Here is an 18,644-nt window from a genome sequence, read left to right as displayed (position 1 = left end):
AATTCTAAAAGAGTTGTCGTGGCATGTGATAGATAATGATATACTGAAACTAACATCACAGGTGGAGGTTTCAAAATGAGTTCCCAAACAGAGTATGATCAGGTGTACGCCAAGCGCTTAGCCGCGATCGAAAAAGACCCGAATTTCACGATCTTGTCAAGCATGAATCAGCCCATGCAAGGCAAACAGGCGACGCAGTACATCGTCTATACGGATTTTAAGCCTGACAACCAACAGCAAAAGAGTTTCACCGTATCCGTCTACACGCCGTTTGAAAATGTCGATAAATATGGGCACTCCAAAGCGGACTATCAATCCCAACTGCTTTTTGATGTGAATCATTGGGAAAATAAGATGCACATCACGGTGTTGGAGACTTTAGGCTCCGAAAGCCGCTTGGCCTTTTTTGACTTCCAAAACATGGGTTTGGCACAATTGGCGCTAAAGGCATTTATCAATTTAGCCCGCAAAGCGGATATCGCCATGATCGATGGCAACATCAGCTCCTTTGATAAGGATAACTTTGCCAAGCTGCAGCACATCTTTGAGAAGTATCAATTTGATTTGCACGTCGCCGATCCCAATCAAGGCATTGGCAAGATCACGATGACATTAGGGGATTAAACCCAGTTAGTCTCGGCCGTTCACACATTTGTGAGCGGCTGAGACTTTTTTTTACACAGTGCGCGGGCTTGAAGCAATACACCTGCTGGCAGGCAAAAAAAGTGAACCGGATGAAGGTTTGCTCAGAATAAATGAGAAAGCGGCTTCATTTAGGCTTGATGATCAAAATTGTACGCCGCTTGTGAAAGTGTAAATAGCTTCATGCAGAAGCGGCTTGGCACCGGTGAAAGTAATGGCGACGTTCTTTTCATGAGAATCGGCGATTATTAAGAAGAGAAAAATAGCGCGAGATAATTCAGCGATACACAAGGCGTTACCAGTCATTATGAACACAGATTATAGTAATGACAAATACAGATAAACACTGCCATATCAGCGAATATTTTAAAATTTGGGATTGCATTGTGACACAAACGTGGTATTCTATTGTTACAGATGAAAATATAAAGGAGTTTGTAATGACAGAAGAACAACGCTACGGCGCAGATTTGATCGTCGACAGCCTCGTCAACCATGGGGTCGATTATGTATTTGGGATCCCAGGCGCAAAGATCGACCGGGTCTTTGAAAAATTAGAACACCCAACCAATCCTAAGGCCCCGAAGCTGGTCGTGGTGCGCCACGAACAAAACGCGGCGTTCATGGCTGCCGGGATCGGTCGGATCACCGGCAAGCCTGGCGTTGTGATGACCACCAGCGGCCCTGGTGCGTCAAATCTTGCCACTGGGTTAGTCACGGCTAACGCAGAAGGCGATCCTGTTTTAGCGATCTCCGGTCAAGTCAAGCGTGCCGATCTCTTGCGTTCTGCGCATCAAAGCATGCGCAACGCTGATTTGTTCGCGCCGATCACCAAGTACTCCGCAGAAGTGCAAGATCCTGATAATGTCAGTGAGATCATTGCCAATGCCTATCAAGCCGCAGAATCCGGCAAGCAAGGCGCAAGCTTTGTTTCTGTCCCGCAAGACGTGACGGATGCCCCGGTGTCCAGCCAGCCGATCAAGGCGCTAAAAGCGCCTAAGTTAGGTCCTGCCAGCCCAGAAGACATGACTTATTTGGCCCGCCAGATCAAAGATGCCCAAATGCCAGTTTTGCTGTTGGGGATGCGGGCAAGCTCTCAAGCGGTCACCAAAGCGATCCGCGGATTGCTGGCAGTCACTGAATTACCAGTCGTCGAAACCTTCCAAGGCGCAGGGATCGTGTCGCATGCCCAAGAAGATAACTTCTTTGGCCGCGTCGGGTTATTCCGCAATCAACCAGGGGACCAATTGCTGCAAGACAGCGACTTGGTGATCGCCATTGGGTATGATCCGGTCGAATACGAACCCCGCAACTGGAATCAAGACGGGCAAGCGCGGATCATCGTGATCGATTCGGCGCCAGCTGAAATCGATCATAATTTCCAGCCGGAAACCGAATTGATCGGGGATATTTCCCAGACCTTAGAGATCTTGATGCCATTGCTGCGCGGGTATCAAGTTTCCCCGACGGCCAAGCCAGTTTTAGATCGGCTGCAAGCCAAACTGCATGAACGCGATGTGCCGCCAGCTTTGGAAAACCAAACTTACAGCCATCCGCTGAGTATCGTGGCAGAATTACAAAAACACGTTGACGATCATATGACCGTGGCGGTGGATGTCGGCAGTTTCTATATTTGGATGGCGCGGCATTTCCGCAGTTATGAACCCCGGCGCTTGCTTTTTTCAAACGGGATGCAAACGTTAGGCGTGGCCTTGCCTTGGGCGATCGCTGCGACGCTGGTGCGGCCAAATGAAAAGGCCGTATCGGTTTCTGGCGATGGCGGTTTCCTCTTTTCTTCGCAAGAATTAGAAACCGCGGTGCGGATGCATGCCAACATTGTGCATATTATTTGGAACGATGGGCACTATGATATGGTAAAATTCCAAGAAGAGATGAAATATGGCGGCCATAACGCCGGGGTCGATTTTGGCCCAGTTGATTTTGTCAAATATGCCCAAAGCTTTGGCGCCAAAGGACTGCGCGTCAACCAGCCAGCTGATTTAGGCAAGGTTTTGGATGAGGCTTTTGCCAGTGATGGACCAGTCGTTGTGGATATCCCCGTCGACTATTCAGACAACGCTGCACTTGGCCAAGCAATGTTACCCGATCAATTTTATTAAACGACAACACGATCACACCTAATAGGAGGAAGCTATGAGTCAGTTATTGTATCAACACGGCACTTTGGCAAATTTGGTACCGGGATTATTTGCAGGCACCATGACCATTGGTGAGTTGATGCGTCATGGCGACACCGGCATTGGCACCTTAGCCGGCTTAGACGGCGAATTAGTGATCTTAGCAGGCGTGGTCTATCAAGTTGCTTCCAGCGGCAAGGTCCGCGTCGTGCAGCCTGAAGAAAAACTGCCTTTTGCCAACGTGCATTATGCGCGCTTCCATACTGTCGGCAAACTGAAAAATGTGACCGATTCGCAACTGCGTCCGACGATCGAAAGCACGCTGGCAACGGTCAACACCTTTGCCGGCGTCAAGATGCACGGCCGCTTTAGCCATGTGCAAACGCGGGTCGTCAACGCCCAACAAGCGCCTTACCCGACGCTTAGAGCCACTGCCGAAGCGCAGACGTTGTTTGAAAAAGATGATGTTGAAGGCACAGTCGTTGGTTATTTCACGCCGCTGTTGTACGCCGGCGTGGCAGCACCAGGGTTTCACTTGCACTTTTTAAGTGATGACCACAAATTTGGCGGTCACTTGTTGAGCCTGGATGTCACCGAAGCCGAATTAGGCATTCAAACCTTTAGCGACTTGCGCTTGCATCTGCCAGTGGATGATGCGGCATTCAAACAAGAGGACTTTGATGAAACCAAGATCGTCAAAGACATCATGGTCGCAGAAGGTTAATGAGAAGTGTATGAGAGCTGGTGGCGTTGCTGCTGGATCTTTGATAAACTATTTAGCGCATATAGTTAGAGGTCGCATTCGTCATCAGTCGACTGAAGGGCAAGCTGTCGCTTGAATGCCTTTAGTCAAAAGGGGCGCGTGCCGAAAGTCACCGTGACGGCAGCACGCAGACTTGGGGCGAATCGGGAATACCGTTCGCACTGTCGCCAACAGGCGGTGCGCTAATTTGTTCAAAGGATTGATTGAGCTGATTGGTGAGAACCGATCGGCTTTTTTTGATGGTCCAACACTTAAAAGGGAGTATTTTCTTGGCAGACAAAACGCAACAAAACCAGGTGAGCCGCGAGTTAAAGACCCGCCACCTGTCGATGATCGCCTTAGGCGGCAGTATCGGGACCGGGTTATTCGTAGCCAGCGGCAGCGCCATCGCCGGCGCCGGTCCAGGCGGCGCGATCTTAGCTTATATGGCGATCGGCTTGATGGTGTTTTTCTTGATGACCAGTCTTGGCGAAATGGCGACGTATATTCCCGTTTCCGGTTCTTTTTCGGAATATGCCAGCCGCTTCGTGGATCCGGCTGTGGGCTTTGCATTAGGCTGGAACTATTGGTTCAACTGGGCGATCACTGTGGCGGTGGATATCGCGACGACGGCGATCGTGATGCATTTTTGGCTGCCAAGTGTGCCTGGCTGGATCTTTAGCTTAAGCTTTTTGGCGTTGATCTTCTTGATCAACATCATTTCGGTAAAATCCTTTGGCGAAACCGAGTATTGGCTGTCGCTGGTCAAAGTGATTACCGTGTTGGTGTTTTTAGTCGTCGGGATCTTGACGATCGTCGGGATCTTAGGCGGTCACCCGATCGGCTTAGAAAATTATACTTATCACGCGGCGCCTTTTGTCGGCGGCTTGCCGGCAACACTGTCCGTGTTTGTGGTGGCAGGGTTTTCTTTTCAAGGGACCGAATTGATCGGGATCACGGCTGGTGAATCTGAAACGCCTGAAACCAGCATCCCCAAAGCGATCAAACAAGTGTTTTGGCGGATCTTGTTGTTTTACATCTTAGCGATCGCGGTGATCGCAGCGATCATTCCTTATACCAGCCCCAACTTGTTAGGCTCTGGGGCCAGTGATGTCGCGATTTCACCGTTTACGCTGGTGTTCAAGCGGATCGGTTTGGCCGGTGCGGCATCGGTGATGAATGCCGTGATCTTGACTTCAGTCTTATCAAGCGCCAATTCTGGGATGTATGCGTCCACGCGGATGTTGTGGGCAATGGGCAATTCTGGCTTTGCCCCGCGGATCTTTGGCAAAACCAATGATCGCGGGGTGCCGCTGCCGGCACTGTTAGCGACGACGGCAGTGGGGGCATTGACCTTTTTGTCCAGTATCATGGGGCCGAATGTCTATCAGTTATTAGTTGCTGCCAGCGGCTTGACCGGGTTTTTAGCCTGGTTAGGGATCGCAGTGTCCCATTATCGCTTCCGCCGCGCGTTTATCAAACAAGGGCATCAGGTGTCCGAGCTGGTTTACCATGCCCGATGGTTCCCGATCGGGCCGATCTTGGCGATCATTATGAGTGTGATCGTGATCGCTGGGCAAGATATCAGTTCAGTGGCGCATTTTGCCTGGGACCGGTTATTAGTGTCTTATATGTCGATCCCATTATTTTTGATCTTGATGATCTGGTACAAAGTCAAACATAAAACGCACTTGATCCCGTTGGACCAAGTCGATTTGACCCCGCATCGGGAGCACCGCCAATAATTGCCATTGAGCCGAGCCGCAAACCGGTTTTAGCCCATGACACCAGCACCTTGGGCCCGCGATTCGCTTTTAGGATCGCGGGCCTAAGGTGTTTTTGCTGCTGGGGGTGGGATTGGCAGCGCGCCGAGACGATCAGGTCCAAGTCACAGGTTAAATGGTAAACGCGGGTGTCGCGACACCAGCTGACAGGGAGATTGACAGCGCTTACGGTTGTGGCTAAAATAGTCTCAGAGACTGGGGATGGGGGCATTAAAATGCGGATCACACCAGAGATGAAAGTGTTTTTGTACTTATTGACGCAAGCAGACGCAAAGCAAGTGGTGGCAGATGGCATTTGGCAAGAGCGATACCACCTCGAACCCCGCCGGCTGTTGGCCAAACTCAAGCGGCGCCATTTGTTACAAGCTCTTGCCACTGATGATTATGGCTTGACGGCTAAAGGCCAAGCGGCGATAGGCGATATTGAAGAATGGCTATGGATCCATGAATATTATTTGCCAGGGGTGATCGATTTTTCCTTAGCTAAGAAACAAAACGCGCGTACGGCTTTGCAAGGCTATCCGCTATTGGTCAGCTTGATCGAAGCCGCCAAGCAGCGCATTGCCGATGATGATGACTATTTGGCCATCCTCTTGCGCCATCAGCTGAAGCTGGAGTTTGGCACTCAACATGATCAAGCGGCATTGACTACCTTGATGCAACTGATCGACATCGAACTGGACACCATGCCGCCTGACGTCGCCACTAGTGCTTGTTATCAAACGTCTTGGGCCAAGCTTACCGAGTTTGAAAAACAACTGCTGACGCGCTTATTAGGGCGCTTAGACTTAACGGTGGATGATTTTGAGATGATGTTTGCCAATTGGTTGCAAGATCAGCCATCGCAAGGCCGCTTCTTTACTAATTTTGAGAAAATGACGATCGTCATGTATGAATTGGGGCATGCGCATGAGCGGTTGGATGTGCTTTATCAAACTGCCGCTGCGCGCTATCGTCAGACCCACCCCCAAACATCACCTGCAGAATCAGCACCAGAAGCGGGATGACAATAAAAGTGCCAATGAGGATTTTTCTAATCAAATCCTGATTGGCACTTTTTTTGTCATCAAAATGTGAAAGCAATTAGCAAGTTGCGCTGAACGATGAGGCTGGATTCTTACGAATTAGAGAATTCTGTGAGATAAACCGCGCCAAAATTGTCAAAAACGATTTTTTTAAGAACCCAGTTATATCAAGGGATTTCACCGCTAAAAAAATATTTTTGGCAAAAAAATAAAAAAGTTTGAGGATAGCTGTTGACAATCCATGAAATTATAGTAAATTTATAGACATGATTTCTAATCAAAGACTAATTTGGTTTTAATCATGGAAAGGAGGTGACTCAATGCAACAGAAACAGTCAAGTAAGCCACAGCTTAGCGATGCCATCAAGCTCAGCGGTGCTGAAATACTGATCGATGCACTGGTCAAAGAAAAAGCTAACGTGGTCTTCGGATATCCAGGTGGCGCCATCTTGCCAGAATATGATGTGATGTATCAAAAACACTTCAATAATATTCTGGTTCGTCATGAACAAGGTGCCGCCCATGCAGCCGAAGGTTACGCCAAGTCTACCGGGAAAACCGGCGTGGTCTTTGTTACCAGCGGTCCTGGTGCAACCAATGCGATCACTGGGATCGCAGATGGGATGCGCGATTCGGTACCGATGGTGATCTTTACCGGCCAAGTCGGCACGGCGATGATCGGGACAGACGCTTTTCAAGAAGTGGATATCCTCAGCCTCACCAAGTCCGTGACCAAAGCCGGTTTCCAGCCTCGGCGCATCGAAGACGTCGCAGCAACCGTTTCAAAGGCTTTCACTATTGCCGCCAGCGGCCGTAAGGGCCCTGTAGTCGTCGATTTGCCTAAGGATGTCATGTCGGGTAAAATCACCCCTGCTGCCATCACGGCCTTGCCGCCAGCTCCTGAAGCGACCCGGCTTAGTGACCAAGCCAAAACCGAGCTCCATGCGCTCATGACCGCCTTACATAAGGCCCAAAAACCATTGCTGATCGCCGGTGGCGGGGTCGTTTCCGCTCAGGCTAGTCCTGAGTTCAACGAATTCGCCCATCAACATCAGATCCCAGTGGTCGCCACGCTTCTAGGTCTCGGCGTGATGCCGAATACCGACCCCTTATTTATGGGGATGGCGGGCATGCACGGATCATTTGCGGCTAACATGGCCTTGCATAACTGCGATCTGCTGATCAATGTAGGTTGCCGGTTCGAAGATCGCTTCGCACCGAATACCCGCCGCTTTGCGCCGAACGCGCAAGTCGCGCATATCGATATCGATCCTAACGAAATTGGTAAGATCATTACCACAACATACGGGATCGTCGCCGATGCCAAACAAGCGTTAACGGCGATGTTGACCAGCACCTCTTCAGCCGCTCATCATCTTGAGTGGGTCGAAGAATGTCGCGACCGCAGACATGCACATCCGTATCACTACAACCACGAAGACGGCAAGATCAAACCACAACAGCTGATCGAAGAAGTGGGTGCATTGACTGAAGGTAAGGCATATATCGTCACTGATGTCGGTCAACATCAAATGTGGGCCGCACAGTATTATCCGTACACTTTCCCTGGTCAGCTCGTGACCAGTGGCGGGTTAGGCACCATGGGCTTCGGCCTGCCGGCAGCCATCGGGACGCAATTTGCCCATCCTGATCAAACCATCATCCTAATTACTGGGGATGGGAGCTTACAGATGACCAGCGAAGAAATGGACGTGCTCAGTGCCTATGGCTTAAATGTCAAAGTGATCTTGTTGAACAACGGGACGCTTGGTATGGTGCGCCAATGGCAGGATCTGTTTTATGACGAACGCCGCTCGCAAACCGTTTTTCATGAACAGCCTGATTTTCAAAAACTGGCCCAAGCCTATGGGATCGAAAATTACTTATTAGATCCGCATGGCGACTGGAAGCACATGCTTCAGGATGCATTATCTTCAGAACACTCAGCTTTGATCGAAGTGCCGATCCCTAAGTTGGAAGCGGTCAGTCCCATGATCGCGCCTGGTCAATCAAATGACCACATGATGGGGATCTAAAGTGTTCTGGTTTGTTGCAATGAAGACATCATGTTCCAAAGTATTGAAATGCAAATGTTGATTATTAATCGAATGGATAAAATCTGGAGGGATTACATATGGCAGTAGCTAACATGTTATACGAAAAGGACGTTACCACAAATTATATGCAGGGCAAGAAGTTTGCCTTTATCGGTTACGGGGCTCAAGGTCACGCCCAAGCCAACAACTTGCGCGATTCAGGCTATGACGTCATCATCGGTGCTCGTCCTGGTAAGTCATGGGATGCAGCGAAGAAAGACGGCTTTGAAGTTTACACCGTTGCCGAAGCTGCCAAGCAAGCAGATGTCATCCAAATGCTGACTACTGACGAAGCAATGTCAGAAGTTTACAAGGAATCCGTTGCGGATAACTTGGAAGCCGGCAACATCTTAGGCTTCTCCCATGGTTTCAACATCTACTACAAAGAAATCGTGCCGCCTGCAGACGTTGATGTTATCATCATGGCTCCTAAAGGCCCAGGTAATCTTTGCCGTCGGACTTACAAAGAAGGCTTCGGTGTTCCTGCATTGTATGGTGTTTTCCAAGATTACTCTGGCCATGCTGAAGACGAAGCAAAGGAATTTGCTAAAGGCAACGGTGCTGCCCGTGCCGGCCTCTTGAAGACGACCTTCAAAGAAGAAACTGATGAAGATCTCTTCGGCGAACAAAACGTCTTAATGGGTGGTTTGACTTCCTTGATCGAAACCGGTTATGAAGTGCTGACCGAAGCTGGTTACAGCCCACAATTGGCTTACTTCGAAGTCCAACACGAAATGAAGCTGATCGCTGATTTGATCTACGAAGGCGGCTTCAACAAGATGTATGCTGACTGCTCCAACACGTCTGAATACGGTGCTTACATCGTCGGCCCTAAGGTCATTGGCCCAGAATCCAAGAAGGCGATGGAAGATGCCCTCAAGGATATCCAAGACGGAACCTTTGCTAAGCGCTTCATGGCAGACTATCGTGCCGGCTTCCCAGAACTCAAGAAGCTGCGCGAACGCTCTGCTAACTCCCTGCTTTCTCGCGTGGGTGCAGAATTACGTTCGGCAATGCCATTTGTTACGGAAGCTGATAAGTACAGCACACCAGCTAACTAATCGCAGTTTTCGATACGGCATTTGAAAGGGCCGCTGGTCACGCATTGTGGCCGCGGCTCTTTTACATATGAAGTGTTTCGGTCGCTCGCCTGTTAGGGGCGAGTACCGCTTAGCGCCAGCAAGCGTTAAGCGGTGCTCACACCGCAGCTTGGTCTGAACACACAATCGATCATGATGAATAATGAAAGGATGGTGGCGAATATGGCTGTCACGAAACAAGTATTGTCCCAGGCAGATGTTGAAAAAGCAAGCGAGGTGTTGGCACCAATTATTCGCCACACCCCCTTGCAATACGATCCTTACTTATCACAAAAATATCAAGCCAATGTCTATTTAAAACGCGAAGATCTGCAAGCGGTGCGCTCTTTTAAGATCCGCGGCGCCTATTATGCGATCAGCCAAGCCACTGAAGCCCAACGCCAGCGCGGGGTCGTTTGTGCCAGTGCCGGCAACCATGCTCAAGGGGTCGCTTGGACCAGTCACAAAATGGGGATCCATGCCACGATCTTCATGCCAGTGACCACCCCAAAGCAAAAATGTGATCAAGTGCGCTTTTTCGGCGGTGACAATGTGACCATCAAGATGGTCGGCGACACTTTTGATGAATGTGCGGCCGCGGCGAATGCATTTTGTGAACAAGAACAACAAACGTTCATCGCGCCATTTGATGATCTCTTGACCATGGCCGGGCAAGGCACGATCGCCACAGAAATTTTCCAAGATGCTAAAAAACAAGGTTTTGCTGTCGATTACTTATGTGTGGCCATTGGCGGCGGCGGTTTGGTTTCTGGCGTTTCTGCTTATACCAAAGGCGTCAGCCCGCAAACAAAAGTTGTCGGGGTCGAACCTGGCAGCGCGGCGTCCATGGCGGCCGCTTTTGCAGCTGGCAAGCCCGTCACATTGGATTCGATGGATACATTTGTTGACGGCTGTGCAGTGGCTACTGCCGGAAATTTGACCTACCAAACCGCCCGGGCATATGTGGATGAATTGACGCAAGTGCCTGAAGGGGCAGTTTCCCAAACGATCCTTGATCTGTACACCAAACAAGCCATCGTGGCAGAACCTGCTGGTGCTTTGAGTGTTGGGGCGTTGGAAAACCTCAAAGACGAGATCACAGGCAAAACCGTCGTTTGCATCATTTCTGGTGGGAATAATGACATCAATCGGATGCAAGAAATCGAAGAGCGCGCCTTGATTTATGCCGGCTTGCAACATTACTTCATCTTTAACTTCCCCCAACGACCAGGTGCTTTGCGCGAATTCGTCAGCCAAGTGCTAGGGCCGAATGATGACATCACGAAGTTTGAGTACACCAAAAAAGTCAATCGCGGGGATGGTCCTGTTTTGTTGGGGATCTTGTTGAGCAATCGCAACAGTTATCCTGATTTGGTCAAACGCATGGCGGCATTTGATCCGCACTATATCAACTTGATGGACAACCCGATGCTTTACGAAATGCTGGTGTGATTCGCCAAAGGAGGAAGACTAATGGCAGAACCGATTTTAGCGTTCCGCGACGTCTCGCTGGAGCGTGGGGATAAAAAGATCCTCAACCACATTGACTGGACAATCCAACCCAAGCAAAACTGGGCCATCTTAGGCTTGAATGGGGCTGGCAAAACCACCCTGCTGAAGATGATCCATGGGGATTTATGGCCAACTGATGGGGAACTTGAAGTCCTTGGCGGGGTGTTTGGTCATATTTCGATCCCTGAATTGACCAAGCGCATTGGCTGGGTCTCTACGGCGCTGCAAGACTGGCTGCACCCTGGCGACTTGGTGGAAAAAATCGTCTTGTCCGGGAAGTTTGCCAGCATCGGCTTGTATGAGCGCTATACCCAAGCTGACTTGCAAGCGGCCAAAGAGGTGTTAAGCGAAATGGGCGGCGAAAGCTTGATCGGCAAAACATATGCCGTCTTATCACAAGGCGAACGCCAATTGGCGATGATCGCACGGGCGATGATGGCCAAACCGGACTTGTTGATCTTAGATGAACCGTGCAACGGTTTGGATCTGTTTGCCAGAGAAGCGCTGTTGCAGCGCGTTGCTAAGATCGCCCAGATGCCAGATAGCCCGGCGTTGCTGTTTGTTTCCCATTACACGGAAGAATTGATGCCGTGTTTTCAACATGTCATGTTATTAAAAGCCGGCGAAGTCTTTGCTCAAGGCAAGCGCCAAGCACTGCTTACCGATGACAAACTCAGTGAGTTTTACGCGGCGCCGATCCAATTGACCCATATCGGCACCGACCGGATCGCCGTTTATCCGCAATAGCCAGAAAAAAGGCTGCTTGATCAAAAATTGATCAAGCAGCCTTTTGGGTTGCTGGGTGGGCTTGCACATCTTTATGGTTTTGGGTGGACAGGCACTAAGCTTGCTTGGTAAAGCTGGGATAATTTGAGATACAGTTGATGAAAATCAGTGCGGGTAACATCTAAATACCAGCTGAACAAGGCTTGCGGATGGGTTTTGAGATAGCGATGTACCGGTGGTGTTTGTGCCATTTCCGCGTCACAAACGACCAGATCAGCATCGGTTAACGGCGCCAGTTCAGACATGCGCGTTACAAAGAAGAGATTGTCTAAAAAACCGCTCAACTGGCGATTTAAGATGTCATTCGCTGCCAGTAACACTTTCACGTTGACGCGCGCTGGCGGTTTTGCGGCGAGCAGATAAGGGGCTAACAAGAATCTGATGGCGTCGGCAAAGCTCGCGGCGTTTTGCGTGAGCAGATCAAATGGGGCCGTTTTGGGCAATGTGGTCAGCCATTGCGCCAATTGTTCAGCTAAACGTTGACTGCGGGCGGTGATGCGCTCAGGCATGGAAAAATCGCAAGCTTTGGGATAATTGCCGCCAAAAGCCAAAAAACGGGCGGTGACGCGCTGTATATTGGCGATCAAGCGTTGATTCGCGTGCAAGGCGACATAACCCGCATCACTAGGCTGCAGCAGGTGCTGTTGCAAATATTGCGTCACTAATAGCGCTTCTGGAAGCCAAGCAGATAAGCTGGCCGGTTGTTTGGTGGTCGTGTGCAAACGCAGATTGGTCGCTTGATAAAAAGCAAAAAAATCATTTTCAGCCGCTAGCTGCGCCGCACTTAAATGCGGATAACTGGCACTGTCAAAAACGGGATACACCGGCGCAGCCGCCAGCGGCAAAGCCGTGATTACATGACCAGTCGCGATGCGCAAGCGGCTGCAGGCGATCAAGTACAGATCCAATTGGGCGAAAACCGGATAAGCCTCGCCACTGGGTAAGGCCTGATATTGTGTTTTAAGGGCGGCTAATGGCGTGGCACTAAACGGCCATGTTTCGCCATGGGTCGCTTGCCAATAGATCGTTTGCAAACATAAGCGGATCTGCGGTTCAGGCCCGATCAACCCAGGCCGGCTTAAGGAGAGTTTGATCTGATATTGCGCGAAAAAATGGCGTAATGTGACTAATTTGCGATTCAGCGTCGAACGGCTGATGAAGTGTTCTGCACAAAAGCGGTTAACCGAAGGCTGGTGGCCTTGGACCAAATAATCAAAGAAGAGAAATGGCAGTGCGTGCTGCAGCCGATCATAAAGATAATGATCAGCAGAAATCGCCAGCGGCCCAGGCGACAGCAGCTGCTGGCGCATTTTTGCCGGGGCCAAGTGGCGCATCGCGGCCAAGTCTTGGCTGAGTTCTTGGAAAAGGTTATAGGTCCGTTGATAAGAAAAGGCCAACTTATTACTGAGATCAGCGATCGTTTTGCCAGTGGCTTCTAACGCGCTGAGGGTTTGCAGCAATTGATATTTCTGCAGATCTGATTTTTCTAGAAAAATTGCCGCAAAATCCATGCGCCACGCCCCTCATTCCTACCGTATTCGAATTAATTATATCAAATATCGGAAAAAATACTATAATCAAAAGTGATTTCTCCTGACCGGGTCCGCGTCAGTGAGGCGCATGGCGACACAAAAACGCCCATGATAGTGATCATGGGCGTTTGGTTTGAAGCGGCAGGCTTAGGCGTTGGCTTGTTGATGCGCTTGATTCAACAGCGCTAAGCGGGCGTCGATTTTGGCGATCACCTTTTGCCGGTCTAAGTCATTGCCGACAAAATCGAGTGCATCACCATTGATCTGCATCTTAGGGCTTTCGTTGTAATCGTCGTACCATTGGTCGTAGCGCTGGTTGAGTTCTTGATAGTAGGCATACAATGTCGGGTCAGCATCGAGCTGCTCATAAGGGCGGCCGCGGCGTTTGATCCGGTCAAGCATGGTTTCGAAGCTGACGCGGATATGGACCAATAAATCTGGCCGCTTTTTGTGCGCGGCAAACGGCAGCTCTTCCATCATATTCGCCAACAAGTCGTCATAGACTTTGACTTCGGTGGCGGTTGCCCGACCAAGATCGGCATTTAAATGGAAAAGCAAAGAGTCCTCAAAAATCGATCGGTCTAAGATATTGTTATCGTCGCGATAAGCCTGTTTGATCGCAGCAAAGCGTTTATTTAAAAAGTATATTTGCAATAAAAAGGCATATTTTTTCGGATCTTGATAAAACAATGGCAAGACTTCGTTGTCATCAACGGATTCATAAAACGCTTGTGTCCCCAAATGGTCTGCCAACATTTGGGTGAGGCTGGTTTTGCCGGCCCCAATAGTCCCTGCTAATACGATCAATGTCATCATGCTCCCTCTTTGCTCAGGAATTCGTCGCGAAAATTCACGCGTCTTCCATCATACGGGGAACTTTAGCCGAATGCAAGCGTTAGGTGAGGCTCAATATTCTGAAAACTTAATTTGAAAACTTCTGTCATCTGCGGGTATAATTACCGTGATGAATACCAGGCTAAATTGGGGGAAATGTATATGCGCGGTCGGGAAGATATTTTTCTTTCGATGTCCGAAACAGAAAAAATGAGTTTGTTCCGCCGAATCGTGAATGCACGTGTGGCACAAACGCCAGTTGAAGATCGCCTTGAGTTAGAACATCAAGGCAAGCCTTTAGTTAAAGATGTCAATCTCAAGCAGATCGCGTCATTGACTGGGCGTAACTATGGTAGCGTTTATAACACGTACAATGGTCTGGTCGAGACTTTGGAAGTCATGACCCACCATAAAAACACGACGACGAAGCGGTTATTTAACGTACCATCGAGTCAGGTGCGGTTATTTTTTGTCCAACAAGGCCAGCCGTATAAATTCTTAGAAGCCTTGTTGTACCATAAATTTGATAATTTTGAAGACTTTTTAGCTCATGAACAAACCAGCAAAGCCACGATGCTGCGCCATTTGAAGCCGGTCAGAGACTTTGCCCGCAAATTTGGCGTCCGTTTTTCTTATGAAACTTTAAGCTTGCAAGGCGATGAAAAGCGCATCCGCGTCTTTTTGACGATCATCTTTTGGATGGCAACAGACGGGGCTGGTTGGCCGTTTACCGGTTGCCAGCGTGATGACAAGGGTCAAGAAATCGATGCGATCATTCGCATGTTTGATATGGGCCGGCCGAATCTCGTGACCCGTGAAATCGCCATGTACTATGGTGCCGTGGCGCAACAGCGCGCTAAAGACGGGCACGCATTGTCACTAGCGAATACTAGCTTTGCCTTGAAGTATCCGGTGCCGAATGTTTTTGAAGAACTTCAAGATGTGCTGCCTGCTGGCCTGGATCACAGCGACTTAAGTATCAGTGAGCAAATGGGCGAATCAGCGGCGCTGTTTTTCCTGTTCAATTTCTTACCGTTTTATGTCACCACTGGGACGGATCTGCAGTCGACTGTTGTGCGGCGGTTTGAACGGTATAACCCAGAGATCCATACGTTGGTCACGGAGTTTTTGGCGAAGTTGCCAGTGGACTTCATTGCCGATGCGATGCTGCCGCAAGCTACCATGAATATGTTGTTGGCGAATTTGTTGGCGGTGACGGTGTCGATCCAAGAATTCGGTGAAGACTTGACCGAAGTGATCGCTTATGAAGTCAATGACAAGCTGCACCAGATGCCAGAAAACCCAGGGCTTCGCAAAAAAGTGCGCCAAACTTTGGAACACGTGGTCTTTAGCCATGAATTAGATGAATTCACGGCTTCCCTTGATGTGCTGACGGATTCTTTTTACCGCAACGTCTTGCAATTAGTCGTGCAGTTCATTCCGCCGGTGAAAGTCAAAGTGGCCGTGGTGATCGAACAAACCTTACTAGGTTATATTGATTTGCTGGCCTTTTTGATGAGCCAGCCCGTCGTCGAGCTGGTGTCACCGAATGAAACGGATCTGGATCAAGCCGATCTGGTGATCGAAAGCTCGACAGTGCCTGATTCAGCTGAGAAAAAAGGGCCCGGCACAGTGACTTACAAATGGGCGTCGACAAGCTCTAATGACTGGTACGGTGAATTGTATGCCACCATTCGGCAACTTTGGGATGATAAGATGAGCGTTGGGGGTGTCGTCGATTACTGAGCATGAACATTTGTGTGTGGCGCAGGTGCCGATTTTCAATCAGCTGCCGCACGCCCAACTGGAACGCATCGAAGCGTTGGTGCATCATAGCCATTTTGCTGCGGGAGAAACGTTGTATTTGGAAAACACCCCTGCAGAGGCGTTGTATATTTTGCATGCCGGTCAAGTCAAAATCGCGCGCACCTCAGCGCAAGGCCGCGAGCAATTATTGCGAGTGTTACACCCAGGGGATTTTGACGGTGATCAAGCGTTGTTCATGGATCGCCAACACAGCGCCCAAGCCCAAGCATTGGCGCCAGTTACTGCTTGTGTTTTATACAAAAAAGACTTTCAACAGCTGCTGCAAACGTATCCGGCGATCAGCCAAGCCGTGATCGCCGCTTTGGCGACGCGCATCGGCGAGTTAGAGACCCAAACGACCATGGTCACCACTGCTGATGTGGCGACGCGCTTGGCACAGTATTTGTTGACCCAAGCGCAAACGCAAGGCAACACGTTGACATTACCGATGAAAAAACGTGATCTCGCGGATTTTCTGGGGACGACGCCGGAAACACTCAGCCGCAAACTGACGCAATTTGCTGACAAGGGGTGGCTGCAGCAAGCTGCTCATCGACAAATCAAGCTCTTAGATCCTGAGGCGTTAGCCGCCCAAGAATAATGGCGGCAACTGGCAAGCTTTTTTGGGTTTTTGAGGCCGGTTTGGATTGCGTCACGGCAGAAAATACGTTATGTTATAAATTATTAAACACACATAGCGTACCCATAGGGGGTCACCTAGAGACGGCGCGGTTGGTGCAAGCGGCGAAGACCCTGATTCCAGTATGCGTTAGTGGGCGGAGAGGATCCGTTCGGTCGCGGGCCGTTACCCCGTTTGAGCGTGGCCAATTGGCCAAACTTGGGTGGTACCGCGGAAACAGGCCTTTCGTCCCAATTGGATGAAGGGCTTTTTGTGTGCAATTTTAGGAGGAAAGACATGTTAGATATCAAGGTGTTGCGGCAAAAACCGCAATGGGCAAAGGACAAACTGGCAGCTCGAGGCGTTGATGGCGCCCAAATCGATGAGGTGTTGGCTTTAGATGAGCAGCGTCGCAGTGTGATCAAGCAGACTGAAGACTTGAAGGCCAAGCGCAATCAAGTGTCTGATGAGATCGCCAACAAAAAACGCGCCAAAGAAGATGCCACCGCGCAGATCACCGCAATGCGCGCGGTTGGGCAAGACATTGCAAAATTAGATGCGCAATTAAAAACGATCGATGAAAAGATCCGGTATATTCTTGTCCGTTTACCTAATTTTCCGGCTGATGATGTGCCTATGTCCTTGAACGAAGATGATTCGCGTGAAGAATATAAGTGGGGAAAACTGCCAGAATTTGATTTCACCCCTAAGGCGCATTATGAAATCGGTGAGGCACTGGGTATCTTAGATTTTCAACGTGCGGCTAAAGTTTCTGGAAGCCGTTTTGTGTATTACAAGGGTGCAGGGGCGCGGTTGGAACGCGCCGTGTATAACTTCTTCTTGGATGAACATGCCAAAGAAGGCTATACCGAAATGCTCACCCCTTATTTAGTCAATGACGACTCGATGTTTGGCACCGGACAATTCCCCAAGTTCACTGAAGATGTCTATAGCATCAACAACGAGGATCAAGAAGAAACGCTGATCCCGACGGCGGAAGTGCCACTGGTCAATTATTACCGCGATGAGATCATTCCTAGCGAAAAATTGCCGATCTCTTTCACCGCATTGTCTCCAGCGTTCCGCTCTGAAGCCGGCAGTGCTGGGCGTGATACGCGCGGATTGATCCGGATGCACCAATTCAATAAAGTTGAAATGGTGAAGTTTTGCAAACCAGAAGATTCTTGGCATCAACTCGACAACTTGATCCATGATGCCGAAGAACTGCTGCAAAAGCTTGGCTTGGCGTATCACGTGATCACTTTAGCCAGCGGGGATGCCAGTTTTACCAGTGCCAAGACCAATGATCTGGAAGTTTGGTTGCCAGCGCAAGATCGTTACCGTGAGATCTCCAGCTGCTCTAATTGTACCGACTTTCAGGCCCGCCGCGCGCAGATCAAGTATCGCGATGACGACGGCAAGCCGCAATTCGTGCATACGTTAAATGGTTCTGGTTTGGCAGTTGGCCGTGCTGTCGCCGCAATTTTAGAAAACTACCAAAATGCTGACGGCACGGTGACGACCCCTGAGGTATTAGTGCCATACATGGGTGGCCAGACTTTGATCACTGCAGAAGACTAGCGTGGGCCCAAAAAGCTAGGGAGAAATCCCTAGCTTTTTTATGTGGTCAATGGCTTGTGACACCGCATCATGATTTTTTTCTGGAAAAGGGGGTTGACCCTCGCGGCAGGAATTGATATTATATTCAACGTTGTCATTTCGACAGCCGGCTTGATGCGGTTGATCGAATGGTGGCGTGCATACATGGCAGCAGGGCTGAATGAATATTCAGCTTGATCGAACTAATTGAAAATTACCGTGAAAAAGTAGTTGACGATTGGTAACACAGCTGATATGATATGTAAGTTGTCGCAAGCGTGAATGAAGCGCTTTACGAAAATTGATTTGAAATTTTCGTTGACAACTTGATTGCTGCTGTGATAAGCTGATAAAGCTTATTGCGTCAAGCGATAAGGTAGTCCTTTGAAAACTGAACAAAGTTTCGTAAATGTGATAGGGCTTTTCTTAAATGAAAAGAATTAAACATGA

14 protein-coding genes and 1 riboswitch are annotated in these 18,644 nt (G+C 49.5%); of the genes, 12 read left to right on the top strand and 2 right to left on the bottom strand.

Annotated elements, in window-relative coordinates; genetic code table 11:
* Window positions 1-75: 75 nt before the first annotated feature.
* From EKM91_RS08610 to EKM91_RS08570, 9 genes are all read left to right on the top strand, one after another.
* Complete coding sequence (locus EKM91_RS08610; protein ID WP_125752772.1) at window positions 76-624, top strand: hypothetical protein; 549 nt, start codon at window positions 76-78, stop codon at window positions 622-624.
* A 458-nt stretch (window positions 625-1,082) separates the two neighbouring features.
* Window positions 1,083-2,762: an acetolactate synthase AlsS gene (alsS, locus tag EKM91_RS08605; RefSeq protein WP_125752769.1), complete on the top strand. Its 1,680-nt coding sequence runs from the start codon at window positions 1,083-1,085 to the stop codon at window positions 2,760-2,762.
* 34 nt (window positions 2,763-2,796) lie between these two features.
* The gene (gene budA, locus EKM91_RS08600; protein ID WP_125752766.1) at window positions 2,797-3,504 is read left to right on the top strand and encodes an acetolactate decarboxylase; all 708 of its coding nucleotides are present in this window, start codon (window positions 2,797-2,799) and stop codon (window positions 3,502-3,504) included.
* Window positions 3,505-3,562: 58 nt separating this feature from the next.
* Window positions 3,563-3,736: riboswitch (Lysine riboswitch) on the top strand.
* A 46-nt stretch (window positions 3,737-3,782) separates the two neighbouring features.
* Window positions 3,783-5,267, top strand: coding sequence for an amino acid permease (locus EKM91_RS08595; protein ID WP_125752851.1), 1,485 nt, complete (start codon window positions 3,783-3,785; stop codon window positions 5,265-5,267).
* A gap of 254 nt (window positions 5,268-5,521) precedes the next feature.
* On the top strand, window positions 5,522-6,313 hold the full coding sequence (locus EKM91_RS08590) for a hypothetical protein (RefSeq protein ID WP_125752763.1): 792 nt from the start codon (window positions 5,522-5,524) through the stop codon (window positions 6,311-6,313).
* A gap of 338 nt (window positions 6,314-6,651) precedes the next feature.
* On the top strand, window positions 6,652-8,367 hold the full coding sequence (gene ilvB, locus EKM91_RS08585; protein ID WP_125752760.1) for a biosynthetic-type acetolactate synthase large subunit: 1,716 nt from the start codon (window positions 6,652-6,654) through the stop codon (window positions 8,365-8,367).
* A 98-nt stretch (window positions 8,368-8,465) separates the two neighbouring features.
* On the top strand, window positions 8,466-9,488 hold the full coding sequence (gene ilvC, locus EKM91_RS08580; RefSeq protein WP_125752757.1) for a ketol-acid reductoisomerase: 1,023 nt from the start codon (window positions 8,466-8,468) through the stop codon (window positions 9,486-9,488).
* A 201-nt stretch (window positions 9,489-9,689) separates the two neighbouring features.
* Window positions 9,690-10,958: a threonine ammonia-lyase IlvA gene (gene ilvA / locus EKM91_RS08575; RefSeq protein WP_125752754.1), complete on the top strand. Its 1,269-nt coding sequence runs from the start codon at window positions 9,690-9,692 to the stop codon at window positions 10,956-10,958.
* A gap of 21 nt (window positions 10,959-10,979) precedes the next feature.
* Window positions 10,980-11,765, top strand: a complete 786-nt coding sequence (locus EKM91_RS08570) for an ABC transporter ATP-binding protein (RefSeq protein WP_125752751.1) — start codon at window positions 10,980-10,982, stop codon at window positions 11,763-11,765.
* A 71-nt stretch (window positions 11,766-11,836) separates the two neighbouring features.
* On the opposite strand, the gene EKM91_RS08565 is transcribed toward EKM91_RS08570, so the two are convergent.
* Together EKM91_RS08565 and EKM91_RS08560 are read right to left on the bottom strand one after the other, a co-directional pair.
* Entirely contained in the window at window positions 11,837-13,315 is a 1,479-nt protein-coding gene (locus tag EKM91_RS08565) for a helix-turn-helix domain-containing protein (RefSeq protein WP_125752747.1), read from the bottom strand.
* 168 nt (window positions 13,316-13,483) lie between these two features.
* Entirely contained in the window at window positions 13,484-14,149 is a 666-nt protein-coding gene (locus EKM91_RS08560) for a deoxynucleoside kinase (protein ID WP_125752848.1), read from the bottom strand.
* A gap of 213 nt (window positions 14,150-14,362) precedes the next feature.
* Between EKM91_RS08560 and EKM91_RS08555 the strand changes: the two genes are divergently transcribed.
* The 3 genes from EKM91_RS08555 to serS all read left to right on the top strand — a co-directional run bounded on the left by EKM91_RS08555 (window position 14,363) and on the right by serS (window position 18,176).
* A complete protein-coding gene (locus EKM91_RS08555) occupies window positions 14,363-15,916 on the top strand; it encodes a helix-turn-helix domain-containing protein (protein WP_164508515.1) in 1,554 nt (517 codons plus the stop codon).
* Complete coding sequence (locus EKM91_RS08550; protein WP_164508514.1) at window positions 15,900-16,577, top strand: Crp/Fnr family transcriptional regulator; 678 nt, start codon at window positions 15,900-15,902, stop codon at window positions 16,575-16,577. The genes EKM91_RS08555 and EKM91_RS08550 overlap by 17 nt, the downstream gene beginning before the upstream one ends.
* A gap of 315 nt (window positions 16,578-16,892) precedes the next feature.
* Window positions 16,893-18,176, top strand: coding sequence for a serine--tRNA ligase (gene serS, locus EKM91_RS08545; protein WP_125752738.1), 1,284 nt, complete (start codon window positions 16,893-16,895; stop codon window positions 18,174-18,176).
* Window positions 18,177-18,644: the final 468 nt, after the last annotated feature.

It is taken from the genome of Lacticaseibacillus baoqingensis (genome assembly GCF_003946165.1).
Lineage (GTDB): Bacteria > Bacillota > Bacilli > Lactobacillales > Lactobacillaceae > Lacticaseibacillus > Lacticaseibacillus baoqingensis.
The sequence above is the reverse complement of the archived record's forward strand: the minus strand, read 5'-3'. Positions and strand labels throughout refer to the sequence as shown.

Excerpts from the sequence above, each read along its gene's own strand:
- EKM91_RS08610 (WP_125752772.1), top strand. The coding sequence starts at position 76 with ATGAGTTCCCAAACAGAGTATGATCAGGTGTACGCCAAGCGCTTAGCC.
- alsS (WP_125752769.1), top strand. The coding sequence starts at position 1,083 with ATGACAGAAGAACAACGCTACGGCGCAGATTTGATCGTCGACAGCCTC.
- budA (WP_125752766.1), top strand. The coding sequence starts at position 2,797 with ATGAGTCAGTTATTGTATCAACACGGCACTTTGGCAAATTTGGTACCG.
- EKM91_RS08595 (WP_125752851.1), top strand. The coding sequence starts at position 3,783 with ATGGTCCAACACTTAAAAGGGAGTATTTTCTTGGCAGACAAAACGCAA.
- EKM91_RS08590 (WP_125752763.1), top strand. The coding sequence starts at position 5,522 with ATGCGGATCACACCAGAGATGAAAGTGTTTTTGTACTTATTGACGCAA.
- ilvB (WP_125752760.1), top strand. The coding sequence starts at position 6,652 with ATGCAACAGAAACAGTCAAGTAAGCCACAGCTTAGCGATGCCATCAAG.
- ilvC (WP_125752757.1), top strand. The coding sequence starts at position 8,466 with ATGGCAGTAGCTAACATGTTATACGAAAAGGACGTTACCACAAATTAT.
- ilvA (WP_125752754.1), top strand. The coding sequence starts at position 9,690 with ATGGCTGTCACGAAACAAGTATTGTCCCAGGCAGATGTTGAAAAAGCA.
- EKM91_RS08570 (WP_125752751.1), top strand. The coding sequence starts at position 10,980 with ATGGCAGAACCGATTTTAGCGTTCCGCGACGTCTCGCTGGAGCGTGGG.
- EKM91_RS08565 (WP_125752747.1), bottom strand. The coding sequence starts at position 13,315 with ATGGATTTTGCGGCAATTTTTCTAGAAAAATCAGATCTGCAGAAATAT.
- EKM91_RS08560 (WP_125752848.1), bottom strand. The coding sequence starts at position 14,149 with ATGACATTGATCGTATTAGCAGGGACTATTGGGGCCGGCAAAACCAGC.
- EKM91_RS08555 (WP_164508515.1), top strand. The coding sequence starts at position 14,363 with ATGTCCGAAACAGAAAAAATGAGTTTGTTCCGCCGAATCGTGAATGCA.
- serS (WP_125752738.1), top strand. The coding sequence starts at position 16,893 with ATGTTAGATATCAAGGTGTTGCGGCAAAAACCGCAATGGGCAAAGGAC.